The organism is uncultured Capnocytophaga sp. (genome assembly GCF_937936315.1).
Classification (GTDB): domain Bacteria; phylum Bacteroidota; class Bacteroidia; order Flavobacteriales; family Flavobacteriaceae; genus Capnocytophaga.
Genome location: NZ_CALGWU010000006.1, coordinates 47,150 through 61,519 on the forward strand (window position 1 = coordinate 47,150; position 14,370 = coordinate 61,519).

The 14,370-nt window shown below is 37.1% G+C and carries 9 protein-coding genes; 2 read left to right on the forward strand and 7 right to left on the reverse strand.

Annotation, left to right across the window (positions count from 1 at the left end):
- Positions 1-162: 162 nt before the first annotated feature.
- The 7 genes from Q0162_RS01315 to Q0162_RS01345 all read right to left on the reverse strand — a co-directional run bounded on the left by Q0162_RS01315 (position 163) and on the right by Q0162_RS01345 (position 11,864).
- Complete coding sequence (locus Q0162_RS01315) at positions 163-1,545, reverse strand: DUF1735 domain-containing protein (protein ID WP_297887887.1); 1,383 nt, start codon at positions 1,543-1,545, stop codon at positions 163-165.
- Between the two features lie 16 nt (positions 1,546-1,561).
- Positions 1,562-2,938: a DUF1735 domain-containing protein gene (locus Q0162_RS01320; RefSeq protein WP_297887891.1), complete on the reverse strand. Its 1,377-nt coding sequence runs from the start codon at positions 2,936-2,938 to the stop codon at positions 1,562-1,564.
- Between the two features lie 42 nt (positions 2,939-2,980).
- Positions 2,981-4,399, reverse strand: a complete 1,419-nt coding sequence (locus Q0162_RS01325; protein ID WP_297887894.1) for a DUF1735 domain-containing protein — start codon at positions 4,397-4,399, stop codon at positions 2,981-2,983.
- Between the two features lie 84 nt (positions 4,400-4,483).
- The gene (locus Q0162_RS01330; protein ID WP_297887897.1) at positions 4,484-5,743 is read right to left on the reverse strand and encodes a DUF1735 domain-containing protein; all 1,260 of its coding nucleotides are present in this window, start codon (positions 5,741-5,743) and stop codon (positions 4,484-4,486) included.
- A gap of 22 nt (positions 5,744-5,765) precedes the next feature.
- A complete protein-coding gene (locus tag Q0162_RS01335; protein ID WP_297887900.1) occupies positions 5,766-7,148 on the reverse strand; it encodes a hypothetical protein in 1,383 nt (460 codons plus the stop codon).
- 18 nt (positions 7,149-7,166) lie between these two features.
- Complete coding sequence (locus Q0162_RS01340) at positions 7,167-8,819, reverse strand: SusD/RagB family nutrient-binding outer membrane lipoprotein (protein WP_297887903.1); 1,653 nt, start codon at positions 8,817-8,819, stop codon at positions 7,167-7,169.
- An 18-nt stretch (positions 8,820-8,837) separates the two neighbouring features.
- Entirely contained in the window at positions 8,838-11,864 is a 3,027-nt protein-coding gene (locus tag Q0162_RS01345; protein WP_297887906.1) for a SusC/RagA family TonB-linked outer membrane protein, read from the reverse strand.
- A gap of 476 nt (positions 11,865-12,340) precedes the next feature.
- Between Q0162_RS01345 and Q0162_RS01350 the strand changes: the two genes are divergently transcribed.
- Both Q0162_RS01350 and Q0162_RS01355 read left to right on the forward strand, forming a co-directional pair.
- Positions 12,341-13,012, forward strand: coding sequence for a response regulator transcription factor (locus Q0162_RS01350; protein WP_297887909.1), 672 nt, complete (start codon positions 12,341-12,343; stop codon positions 13,010-13,012).
- A 2-nt stretch (positions 13,013-13,014) separates the two neighbouring features.
- Positions 13,015-14,292 carry a HAMP domain-containing sensor histidine kinase gene (locus Q0162_RS01355; protein WP_297887912.1) on the forward strand — a complete coding sequence of 426 codons (1,278 nt, stop codon included), beginning with the start codon at positions 13,015-13,017 and terminating at the stop codon, positions 14,290-14,292.
- Positions 14,293-14,370: the final 78 nt, after the last annotated feature.

Here is a 14,370-nt window from a genome sequence, read left to right on the forward strand (position 1 = left end):
AATTACACATTGAGAGTCTATTCTTTTGAAAGGAGAGGTATTGATAAGATATTTTTAGGGTATGTATCAAAAAAAAGAACCTTTGCCAAAGTTTATAGCGGAGAGGCTTTTAAAAACTTTGGCAAAGGAGTGAGCCACATGGGCAATTTTAGATTGTATTATTTATTCTTCATAGAAGTTGATTTCAGAGAATCCCATCCAATCAGAAGAAGCGTCGTCTCTTAATACAAAGTCACTTAATGAGAAGCGTAAAAGAGGGACAGCTTTTTTGAAAGTTATCACAAGATCACCACTACCATTATAGTCTACAGTCCCTTGGAATTGTTCATCACCTTGAGCCATAGCTGCATATGCACCTAAGCTTTTTGGTCCATATCCTGGTACTGTTTTAATAACTACAGATTTTACGAGTCTCACTTTAGGGAAAGTAAAATAATAGGTAGCCCCTTCTTTAACATAAGAATAAGAACCTTCATTATCATCTATCAAGTAATTAGGGGAGTAATATATATTACCGGCATAGGAAGTTCTAATACCTCTTTTATCTATTATTGTACCTGAGGCTTTAGCAGCTACTTCGGCATTATTGCCAGATGCTACTAACTCTTTTACATTTAGGTTTACAAAAACTTTGTTGTTTGACAATTGTTGTTCAACTCCTGAAGCATCTTTTACTACATATTTAAGAGGTAGGACATACTCTCCTCTATTTGTAATTACAGACTCGTCTAAAGAAAAAGTAAGTTCTTTAGAGATATCATCGAAGTTATCTTCAGGTAAAATACCTTCTACTCCTGCTGGAGCTATTCTGCTTCCAGTTGCAGGGTTAGTATCACGTTCTAAAGCTACTGTAAGTCCAGAGGGCAATTCGTAAGAGCTTTTTACAATAAAAGTAACAATTTTATCTCTGTCTCCTATGTAAGCAGTTCCATTATAGAATCCCAGCAATTTAGATACATTTTGAGAATCTACGCTAATTTTTATCTCTTCGGGGAATATTTTCAATACAAAAACGTCTTTTCCTTTAGGAAGTGTAAGACCGCTATCGGTTACTTTTAAGGCATACGGCAAAATAACTTTTTTGTTAAAGCTAGAGTTATTGCTAACGGTAAGGGTAAAAGTAACAGAGGTTTCGCCTTTGGTAATGGTTTTTGTAGCATTGCTTAGTTGTACAAGGTTTGCGTCACCTAATTCAAATCCTGAATAGTTAGCTTTAACTTTGTCGTAAGCAGAAGCGTCGTAAACGAGAGACACTTGTATATCTTTATCATAAGGTTTATCAAGTAATCTTACACTTACTTCTTTTGTATAATTTCTATTGATAGAGAGGTTACCAAAAGAGAGCATTGGTAGTTCGTCAACTGTGGATTGTAGATAGATATAGTTAAGTCGAGGGTCGTATCCTAATTGGGTACGGATATCATCGTCTACTATTTTTTTATCGATTTCCCACGTAGTACTTTCGTTTTTCTCGATAGTAATTTCATCTTTTTTACAAGAGATGAGTAGAGAAACGCAGCTTAGAGCTATTAAAAATTTTTTCATAATACTATATTTATTTTTATTGTTCATAGAATTCTACTTCATAGATTTTGAACTGATTTTCTTCTTGATCATTTCCAAATTGAGCAAGATAGATATCGGCTATAGTTATAGCTTTTTTAAAGGTGATTACATACCAGTTTGTTGCAGAATTGAAAGATACATATCCTAAGACTTGCTCATCGGCACCTGTATATACTACCATAGTTTTAATAGGAGCGCTAGGGTCTACTTTTAATCGTATAGTTTTCAGTTTTTTATTTCCGCCGAAAGTGAATCCTAATTTTTCAGTTAAATAGTCGGCTGAAGCAAAACGGGCATAGGTAGTTTCGTTACCATCTAACATATTATCGAATCCTTCTTTATCGAAGTTAAAGAATTGTTGATAATCTCCAGTAACTCCTGTAATTTTATTTCCAGAAGGGGCAGTTGAAGAGTTAGAGGTGAGCATATTGTTTTTAGGGTAGACCAATTGTGTAGTAATATAAACTTTAGGTTTGATATTAGCTAAGGCATGTACCCCTCCATTAGCGTCGTAGGCTACTAATTTGAGAGGGATTGTGTATCTTCCTACTCTTCCTATTAGATTCAAGTTGTTAAATCTAAAAGAGAGTTTTGCGGTTGTGATGTTTTTAAAAGGGACTTTTTCGATAGCAGTTTCAGTTCCTAATGGGGCTAGGTCTCTTGAAGTATAATTATCGTCGCGTATTAATCCTAATGATATATCTTCGGAGATTTTAGTATCAGTTGTGATAGTAAAATCCATATCGGCAAAATCGACAGAGAGTTCATCGGTTGCGGCATCGAGGGTTACCATTCTATTGAGAGATGGGGAATCGATTGTAATAAGAGCTTCTTTAGGGAATACTTTAACTACAAAGATGTCGCTACCTTTTAGTATTCTAGTTTTATCTCCTTGGATATTTAATTTAAAAGGGAGGATTACTTTTTTATTAAAATCTTTATCGTTTAAGGATGTAAATTCGAATTTAGCTACATTATTTCCTTTAGTGACAGTAATTTCACTTTGGGTGAGTTGCACTAAATTAGGATCACCTAACTCATAACCGGTATAGTTATCTTTTATTTTTTCATAAGAAGCGGGATCGTATACCAATGATATTTTAGTATCTTGTGTTGTTTTTTGAGTTAGTTTAAGTTCAGCTACAGCGGAATTTGTACCTCTAACAGCAAGATCTGCGAAAGAAAACATAGGCAAATCGATTTCTGTTTTGTAGAAATAAGCTTGTTGCTCGCGAGGGTCATAACCAATACGAGTACGGATATCGTCATCTACAATAGTTTTATCGATTTCCCATGTAGTGCTTTCGTTTTTCTCGATAGAAATATCTTCTTTACCGCAGGAGAATAATATTCCTGCGATAAAGAAGATCATACTTTTCTTTATATTTTTGTGCATTTATAAAATGTTTTTTTATTAAAAGAATTGCATTTCGTTGATATCGATATAACGATCATCAGTATTTCTGAAATAGCCTAAATACAATTCAGATGCTTTGATAGGTTTCTTGAATTTGATATACAAGAATTTAGGTTTTTGACCACCATTCGAGTCATAAGTACCTTGATGTACAAAAGCACCTTCATCAGTTACTGCATATATAAAGACTTGTCCGATTCTTTTTTGCGCGTCGGTTTGGGCTATTCTGATACCGTTGATAACTGTTTTAGATGTAAAATGGACATATACATAAGGAGAGTCTTCGCTATCTTCGTCGATACTAGTATCTATCCACCAAGGATTTCCATAGATATTACCATCATGCATTTTTTCGATATGGCCTGGCATATAATTGGTTTCAAAGCTATATTTACTTCTATCCATCATAGTAACAGCATAGTTAGTAGATACTTCAACCTCATTATCAGTTGGGATACCTTCGTCACCAACTTCGATTTTCACTAGGATTGGGGTATCGAGGACTTTACGACCTGTTCCAGAAGCATCGTAAGCCATTAATTTGAATGGTACAAAGTAGGTTCCTTCGGCAGTAATGGCATTAATATTTTGCAAAGTAAATGAGATAGTACCAGAGGTTTTATCTTTGAAGTCTACTTTGCTGATAGTCCCTACCACGTTACTAGGAGCCAAAGTTCCTGATGTAAGGAGGGTATCGTCGCGTTCTAATCCTAATGAGATAGCGGTACTAACAGCATCGGAAGCGGTAACAGGGATATTAACTACTTTGTTAGACAAGCTAGCGTTTCCATTTTTCAAGACAGCTTCTTTGAGGATAGTTTTGTTAGCGACGTCGAAAGAGAGTTTTTTAGAATACATTCTAACTACGAAGTAATCTCTTCCTGTTAGAGTTTTCACAGATTCATTATTGCTAACTTTCACTGTGAAAGGTAAGATTACTTTTTTGTCGAAGTTAGATTTGTTGGTTATTTGGATTTCGAAAGTAGCTGTTTTAGTACCAGCGGCTATTGTTTTTTGTACAGCTGTTACTTCGGCCAAAGAAGCATCACCTAATTCATATCCAGAGTAGTTAGGGGCTATTTTAGCGAACAATGAAGCGTCGTATGCTATGGAAACAGTTACATCTTTATCAGAAGGTTTTGTTAGTTTTACTTCTAAGGTATAAGTATTTTTTCCATTGAGGGTAAAACCATCTAGAGCTAGCATGGGGGCTGTAAGATCTGAGATAGCAGGTGTAACGTAGTCGAATCTTGGGTCATAACCGATACGAGTACGGATATCGTCGTCTACTATATTTTTATCTATTTCCCAGGCAGTGCTTTCGTTTTTTTCGATAGTAATCTCGTCTTTTTTACAAGATACTAAAGCAGCTAAAGAGAAAGCTACTGTTAAACTGTTAAATATTATTTTTTTCATTGTACATTTTTTAATTAAGAGGGTGTCCAAAAAGTTTATATCTCTAGGTTGAGATTAGACACTTTTTGGACAGCCTCATAGTTGCTATTCTTCTATTTCTAGGCCAACAGCAGGGAATTTCACATTCTCTGTCCATTCTACAGTAGGTGTAAATGTAGCTTCGTCAATTTCAGTTACATATTGTCCACCATCTTGTATTCCCCAACGGCTACTAGAAGTTCCTTTTCTATAGATAGTAGTATTGTTGTATTTACTCATATCTTTAAATCCGTCTTTTTTATTGATAGGTAAATACACTACTAATCCTTTGCTAGTAGGGTCTACAGGCAAGTATAATCCATCAACGATTTCAGCATCGGTAAGGGCTCTATTCCATACTCTAAATTCGCGGAAGAAACGATCGGCAGAGTAAGAAGTTTGAGTATTTTCGATATTGATACGCATACCAGGAGATACTTTCAAGCTAGGGCGTTGGTAGGTTTTGATGAGTTTACCATTGATATACAATTTAAGGAAAGAATCCTTATAAGTAAAGGTGATTTGGCACCATTTATTTCTAGCGATTTCATCGGAGTGAGCCCAGTCGTCGGGGCTATCACCACCACCATTTTTCACTTGAATTTGTCCAGCATCGATGCGAGTATAAGGTAACATAGCCCCTTGGAAGAGAGACATATTTACATGGGAACCATCATAAGCGTGGAAGTTTTTAAATAAATACATACCTTGTATGGTAAACTCTTCACTTTCTTGTATATCATCGGCTACTTTTACTCCTAAAGCATAACCTTGTTTTACCAAAGCAACAGAGGTTTTAAAAGGTCGGTTAAGAGTTATTATCATATCTTTATTAGATAGGATAGGCAAAGAAGAAGATACTATACGCAAAGGAATGGCGTATTTAACTCCCACGGGATAGATATCATCATTTAATGGGCGTACTCTTACACCTATTTGCACGGAAGCTTGTCCTGGTTTCAAAGTGAGGTTCAAAGTACCATTAGTAGATTTGTTGGCTGCATTACCTTCTTCGTACAATTCGTATTCGGAAGCTGGTAGCATTTTGTAGTTAGTACCGTTTTTTTCGTTGTATTCAGAAAAGAAATTAGTAGCTGAAATGGTAATTTTTTCAGTATGTTCTCTTTTATTGGAAGTACGTAGTTCGAAGGTGGTAGTTCCTGATTCAGTAGATTTGGCAAAACTTACAGCAGCATTGGTATTATTCATATATACAGCTGAAAGGTTTCCGAGGGCGCTATTATTGTCGCCGTCCAACTTTTTTTGACAAGCGGTGAGCCCTAAGACTAGGGCTACACTCGCTAATTTTATAATTGTATTTTTCATTGTAATAATATTTATTTAATTTTTAAGGTAGAATGATAGTAGGTTCCATTTCTTTATATCCAGAGTAATCGGGTCGTGGATTAGCTAAGCGGATAGCTTCACGAGTCCAAGCGTAGTGTAGATACTTACGTTTGATATTATTATCTTCAAGATATTTTTTAAAGAAAGCGTCACTTTCATTAGTCACGGCGAAGTCACTTTGTCCATGATAAGCACCTAATCCCCAAGCTTTACCTTCTCTTACTTGTTTACCTTTATTGATCATCACTTTAAAGTTACCTGCTTGGTAGTTAGCAGAGGTAGAGTTGAAGTAAGGGCCACCTAACATTGGGGGGTGAGAACCATTCATATTAACACCATTTACTGTATAATCTTGCATAAAGTGTTTATCGAAATAGATAGCAAAAGCGTTACCACTAGCAATAGGAGTTTGAGAGTTAGAACCGAATATAGGAGCTACACCACAAGGTACGTCGGCGCAGAAGTAGTAGCGTTTAGTAATGTAGTTAGCGGGTAGATAAGGTTTGAAGTCATCAATATACTCTTTTTCTTTAGGGTGGAAGCCAGGGGTAGAAGTATCGAATAGAGCTCTTAAGTTAGCTTCGCGTTGAGCTTGAGTTGTAACCGCGTGATCAGGGCCAACAGGGCCGAAATATTTAGCCATTTCTTTTACGAAGTTGGCGATATTTTCGTAGTTATTATCAGAAATCATCAAAGGGGTACCTTCTCTAGTTACTGCGCCGTGGTCACCACAAGTTTCCCAGTCAACGTCGTATCCGTCGAAATCCATAGCGATGATGTATCGAGCTAGTTCACGGGCATAGATAGCAGGCCATTCGTTATAGCATTCAGCGTAAGGATATTTGTTATGGAATATTTGATAACCAGACATTGAACCATCTTTAGCTGCGGGTAATCCTAGACCTACGCCTGGAGTTTGCCAGCACATCAAGATAGCGCTACCTTTTTTATGGAAGATTTCGATATCTTTTTTATGGTTAGCCGTTAAGGTTTCAGGGCGCATATTGGTACCACCCCAGATAGAAATAGCTACTACAGAGTCTGGGATTGATTGTAACCAACCGCGAGAGATACCTTTTATAGGTTGCCAAGTAGGTCCGTCATACCAGAAATAAACCATAGGCACTTGACCTCCAGCAGCTCCGGTATTAAGCCAAGCTTTTTGTTTATATTCAGTAAGTTGAGCCCAATAAGCTTCTAAAGCTCTTTTATTTTCGACGGTACGTTCAGCTTCAGCGAGCCATTTAGCATTGTCACGTTTTTCACGTAAGTCTTTTAATGCTGCATTTTCGAATTCTTCGGCTTTTGACTCGGTTTCTGTCCACTTACTACAGCTTGTGAAGCCAATAGTAAGGGCTAATAGTGTGTACACAAATTTTTTCATAGTATTTTACTTTAAATTTTATTTAGATTTTTTGTCCCACCACACGTTTGTAGCGGCATTATCAGCACCTCCTAATAAGCTTTTAGCAGCTGTTACATTTTCAGCATTCAATTCGAATTCGCTTTGAGGGAAAGGGAAACGGCGTACGCCGAAATCTTTACCAGTTGCGTCGACATCTTGAGCTCCAACATTACTTAAGTTGTAAGCGGCAGAGAACATGCGAGGGTATCCTGTACGTTTCCATTCGCTCCAAGACTCGAAGCCATTAGGATAGTTAGCTAAGTACTTTTGAGTAATGATTTGCTCTAAGTGGTCTTCAGTACTTGTAACAGCGCTCCATTTTTTATCGATAGTACTTTTTGCATTCACATTGTAGTTAGAATCTCTAGGGTCTACGTAGTTAGCGGGGGTAGCAGATGAATTGTAATAAGTTTGAGCTTGAGCAGTGGTCAAACCATTTTCGGTGAAAGACATTTCGATACCTTTTTTATACAAGTTTTCGGCAGTATCGTTAGTATACCAACCCATCAATGCAGCTTCGGCCAATAGGAATTGAACTTCAGAGGCGCGCAACCAATAAGTAGGAGTTGTTTGTACTACTGTAGGGACAGAATAATTTTGGTAGTCACTAGCTTGGGTTGTATTTTTAAGTCCAGAACGTACGGCATAGAAACCTAGAGGTTGTGCATTGGCAGTACTTTTAGTAAAGTATTTTTCCATACGAGGGTCGTTATATCCTTTGAGGTAAGAATAGATAGTAGCACCCATTTTAAGCTCGCCATATCCTAACATTGTTACCAAAGAGTTGTAGAAAATATACTTACTTGAAGTTACTAATTTACCAGCTTGGTCATCATTTTCGATAAGGCCACCATTAATAGCTTTAGTCACATATTCTTGAGAAAGGGCAGCATCGGCATAACGCACACGCATCGCTAGACGTAACATCAAAGAGTTTGCCAAACGTATCCATTTAGAGGTATCGCCAGAATAAACTGGGTCGAAATCTTGTAATAGTTTGTTATTAGCACCATATAGGTTGAGGACAGCTACAGCATCTTCTAATTCTTTTAGGAAAGATTTGTAGATTTTTTCTTGGCTATCGTATTTAGCTTTCACTTTACCAGGTTCCATATCGCTATAAGGGATAGGACCGAAGAGGTCGGTAGCGCGGTGCATACCCATTATTTTCACGATTTGTGCCAATTGGTAAATAGCGTTACTAGTAAGGTCTTTTTCATGAAATACTAATCTACCATTTACATTTTCTACGTTGTGCATTTGTGTTTTAATTTGGAAGTAAGGGTTCATTACTCTTGTAATCAAAGTAGAAAAAGTACCATTAGCACGTCCGTTAGAGATGTAGTAACTAGTTTGGTTAAAACCGTTATCCCAGTGGTTACGACCAGGGGAGAAGTAACCTACCCAGTTATCAACACTCATATTTTGAACTACTTGGTAGTCGTTAGCGGGTCCTACCCCTACTCCTGTAGGGATAGGTCGTTGAACCAACTCGTTGAAGTAACCTCCAGAAGAGTATCCTCCGCGATTGATATCGGCATCAGTAGGTTGTAGCTTATTAGTGTTTACCTCTTGGAAATCTTTGATACAAGCGGTAAGGGAGAAAGCAGATAGAGCTACAATTGCTATATGTTTATTAAATATTTTCATTACTGTATTTGTTTAGAATTAGAATTGAACTTTCAAACTAGCACCATAAGTAGCAGCACTTGGAGTCATAAAGAGTTCTTTAGCAGTGTAAGTGCCTACCCCGAAAGTAAGTTGAGGGTCGAAAGGAGCTTTGTTGTAAATCATCCAAAGGTTAGTACCAATTACCCCAATAGTTACGCGTTTTACTTTATCCCAGAAGTGAGAACCATCTAAAGAATAAGTAAGAGAAACTTCTTGCAAACGTACGTTGGTAGCGTCGTAAGAGTAGTAACCGTCAAGGTTTTTAATAGTATTATAATATTTTTCAGGGTTATAGAGTTTTCCATTTACTAATACTCCACCAGCATCACGAGCGTCGGCAGAAGCTTTAGAAACTCCATAAGCGTCTAGGTAAGGTTGAGTACCAGAGAGTACGATCCCGCCGAAAGATCCATTAATAAGGAAGCTCAAGTCGATATTTTTATAAGAAAGGGTATTACGCCATCCCATTTGGAAATCTGGGGTAGAGCGTCCTAATTTAATTTCTTGAGTTTCGTCATATAGGAAGCCAGAAGAGTTTTCAATCAAGTCGCCATTTACATTACGAGAGAGCACACCTTTTACGATGATATCAGAAAGGCTTCCACCTTCACGTAATACAGTACCACCTTTTCTTACTTCGGTAATATCGAACAAGTCGCCAGTGAATGGATTGCGATAACCACGTACTAATTTTTTAATTTCGTTTATGTTGCGAGAGTAAGTAAGGGTAGTATTCCAAGCTAATTGTTTGTTTAAGAACTCTTTGTTATAGTTTACAGCCAACTCAATACCTCTATTTTCTACGTCACCAGCTTGTAAGTAGAATGAACTATAGATAGAAGAAGAAGATAATTGTTGTTCAAAGAATTGGTTGTAAGTATTTGATTTGTAAAGGGTCAAATCTACAGACAAGCTACTATCGAACAATTTAGCATTCATACCAGCTTCCCAAGAAGCAGTACGTTCAGCTTTGAAATCAGGATAAGGATATACCTTATTAGTTACTAAACCGGTAGAAGTAAGTTGGTGAGTGATTGTACCAGGAGTGATACCTGTTTTGCTAATAGGAGAACCTACTTCTGTATAAGAAGCACGTACTTTCAAATAATTGATGAAAGAAGGCATTTTAGTCATTTCGGAGATTACACCAGAAAGACCTACAGAAGGGTAGAAGAAAGAAGGTTCGGCAGAGTTCACGAGTTGAGAAGACCAGTCGTTACGACCTGTAGCAGATAGGTATAGCATACCTCTATATCCTAACTCGGCACTAGCGAAAACAGCAACGTTTTTAGCGCGAGAGTATCCTTGACCAGAAGCGCCTACTTGCCCGTCGAAGTTAGCGATAGAGAACAAGTTAGCAATTTCTTTAAGGTATCCACCAGCAGATAGGCTATTGCTCAAACGGTCGTTGTAGCTAGAGCCGACGTTGGCGGTAAGGGAGAATTTTTCGCTAAGGTTTTTGTTGATATTGAGCATAATATCAGCATAAGTTTGCTCGTCTTTAGTTTCGTTGATAGCATAACGACCTTTGTTGTAAGAACCTAATTCAGTTTTCCAACCAACTAAGAAGTTAGTAGTACTTGCATACATTTTTTCTTCGGAAGTACCATAGTCGTTATCCAAACGCACACGACCTGTAACGTTCATCCAATCGAGGATATCGTATTTCAATGAAGCTGACATCATATAACGTTTCTTGTTGTTCAAGAAAAGTTCGCGATTAGCAACCCAGTAAGGGTTTTCAGAGAAGTAGCTATCGGCTCTTTCAGAGAAAGGTTGGTATCTTTCGTATATTTGAGTACTTGGGTTATAGCGTTCGTAAGCTTTTACGTCGCGGTAGTCGGTACTACGAGGCATCAAGTATAGGCCTACTAATGGGTTGAAGTAACCACCCCCAGCAATCATGTTACGGCTACCTTGACGAACGAAGTTACCACTTACATCTAAGTGTAATTTATCTTTAGCGAAGTTAGCGGTATTTCTAACTCCTACGTTGTAACGGTAGTAAGCGTTGTTAGGGATTAAACCTTCAGCTTCAGTTTGAGCTCCAGATATAAAAGTTTGATTTTGAGCATTACCAGTAGAGAAGGTAACAGAGTTCATAATGTTATGACCTACATTGAAGAATTTTTTAGGATCTACATTAGAAGGAGTAGTTAATTTAGTTCCCCAGCTTTTATCACCATTGCTTCCATAAGTATTTTGGAATTCTGGTAATTGGATAGGAGTAAGGATTTCTACACTACTAGAAACGTTTACTTCAGTTTTACCTTCTTTACCTTTTTTAGTATTGATAAGGATAACCCCGTTGGCAGCTTCACTACCATACAAAGCGGCAGCAGAAGGCCCTGTAAGTACGTTGATACTTTCGATATCATCAGGGTTGATATCGGCGATACCTTCACCACCACCTGGTTTACCGAAGTTATTTCCACCTCCATCACTTTGTTTATTGAACAAAGGCACCCCGTCGATCACATAGAGTACACCGTTGTTACCATCCAAAGATTTGAGACCACGCATCACCACTTTAGTAGAACCACCTACCCCAGAAGAGCTACGTTGGATATTAACCCCAGCAACTTTACCATTGAGGCTATTAACAACGTTTACATCTTTCACTTTAGTAAGTTCTTCGGATTTTACTTGTTGAACGTTATAGCTCAAAGCTTTTTCTTGGCGTTTGATACCCAAAGCGGTTACTACTACCCCACCGAGTTGCACAGCTTCTTCTTGCAACACTACGTTAAGGGTAAGACGACCACTAGACTGGGTTATCTTTCTTTGTTGAGTAGCATACCCTAAAGAGATGAACTCAAGGGTTTCATTTGCACTTGCTTGGATTTCGTACTTACCATCAAAATCAGTCGAAACTCCACGTGTTGTACCTTTGATGACAACACTTACACTAGGCAGTGGCATTCCATCACCGCCAGTAACTGTACCAGTTACTTTCGTTTGTGCCATTAGCGCACTGCTAAACAACGCAAAAACGAAAATCAGCATTGATATTTTTACTTTCATTACTTTATTGAAATAAATTAATTTTGGGGCAAAGTTATGAATACTTTAACATAATGCAAATTTTTTGAATGATATTTTTTTTCGTTTCCAATATATTTTTTTTCTAAGAAATGTAGTAGTTTGATAATCAAACGAAATAAAAGAAGGTATTTTTTTAGTTTATTCAGTTTCTAAATTCTTATTTTTTAATGTCAAAAAAAACAAATTTCAAATCTATTTATAATTTTTTAGCAAATTAAAAATATTAAAACATCGATTTTAATATTTTATTTTCAATCAAAAGTTTTTTAAATGAAATTATTGATAAAATTAAGAGAAGAGATTCTTGCTAGAATATTTAAGTCAGAAACAAACTTTTGGATATTTTTAAAATATTTTAAAAAATTAAAGGTTTGATGAATAAATAATAAAAGTAAATAAGCCAAATCTACTTGTTAATTGATAAATTAGTAAATTATCATTATCTTTGCCCCCGTATGAAAATATTAATAATAGAAGATGAAAAAGAACTGCGCCTCACCCTGCGGCAGTTCCTTGAAGAAGAACACTTTTTGGTTGAAACAGCAAAAGATTATACTTCTGGTCTTTCTAAGCTTGCTGATTATGACTACGATTGTATTCTGTTGGACATTATGTTGCCCAACGGTAGTGGTATGCAGCTCTTAGATGAGCTCAAGGCGATGAAAAAGAATCACTCGGTATTGATTATATCGGCGAAAGACTCGGTGGAAGACAAGGTGTTAGGGCTTGAAAAAGGAGCCGACGACTATCTGGCAAAACCGTTTCACCTCGCAGAACTCTTGGCTCGGGTAAAATCGATTATACGGAGGAAAAATCAACAAGGAGAGGAGGTGATTCACCTTAAAAACGTACGTCTTTTCCCTGAAACACGTACTGTGAAAGTAGGTGAAGAGACTCTTACTCTCAATCGCAAAGAATACGACCTATTGTACTACTTTATGATTCGCCCAGATCGATTGGTGGAGAAAATGACACTCGCTGAAGCAGTGTGGGGTGACTATATAGACCAAGTGGAAAGCCTTGATTTTATCTATTCACAAATAAAAAACCTCCGCAAAAAGCTCAAAACCGCTGAAGCTGAAATAGATTTACAAGCAGTTTACGGCATTGGCTATAAATTGGTATAAGGATGAAAATATCATTAAAAAACTATACTCTGCGTTACCTTACACTTGCCTTCTTACTGATTTTGGCAGTGTGGGCTGCTGTGTTCTACGCTTATATTTTAGATGAAGTGTACGACAATATAGACGATGGACTCAAGGATAAAAAGACGCTTATTATCCAAAATATCCTTCGACATCCCGAACTACTGCAAATAAATGAGTTTGGTATAGAGGATTTTAGGGTCTACCCTTCACAAGAAGATTTTTCTGACCGCAATATCCTTAGCAATGCGTTTTTCTATATGCCTTTTGACGATGAAGAAGAACCTTATAGGGTGCTAAAAACAGGGTTTTACGACCGCGATATGAACCCTTATACACTTGAGATACGAACTTCGACCGTGGAAAAAGATGACCTACTATTCAACTTAGCGGTTGCCTTAGGAGTATTATACGTAGTGTTAGTACTCTCGATGTACCTTATCAATCTATTAGTAATCAATAAAATATGGAAACCTTTTAAGGGGATACTTTCTGCTATTAGGCGATATGAAGTAGGCAATAAAACAGAACTACAACCTATTACTACCGAAGTAATAGAGTTCAACGTATTGCACGATAATATCCAGCAGATGTGGCAACGCAATGAAAGGGTATTCGAGGAGCAAAAAGTGTTTATAGAAAATGCTTCGCACGAACTCCAAACCCCCTTGGCTATTACGCTTAACAAATTAGAACTACTCGCCAATGACCCTTCACTGAATGAAAAACAATTGACACAATTGAGTGAAGTGAAACAATCGTTGATGAGAATGACACACCTAAACAAGTCGTTACTAATGCTCACCCGTATAGAAAATCAGCAATATAAGGAAGCAAAACAGGTGTCGTTTCAAGCTCTCACAACAGACATTATAGACGATTTGAGTGATTTGATAGCCTTTAAAGAATTAGAAGTAAGCATTGATGAAATAAGCGATTTTCAAGTAGAGATGAACCCCAATTTGGCAAGAATACTTATCTCAAATTTATTGCGCAATGCTATAAAATACACTGAAAAAGGTGGCGACATACAAATATTGATAGAAGAGAATCGTTTTCAAGTAAAAAATACTGCCAAAGATGCCGTACACTTAGATTCTTCTAAGATTTTCCAACGATTCCACAAGGGGCAACAAGATGCTACTTCTACAGGTTTAGGCTTGGCTATTGTAAAATCGATTGCGGAAAGTTACTATTTGAAGGTGTATTACACTTTTGAAGAAGGGAAACACTGTTTTCAGGTTTCAGGGGTCAGGTAACAGGGATTAGGTTTCAGTTGATAGGCGTATAAAAAAACAGGCAATAGAGTTTATTACCTGTTTTTTTTATTACCAATT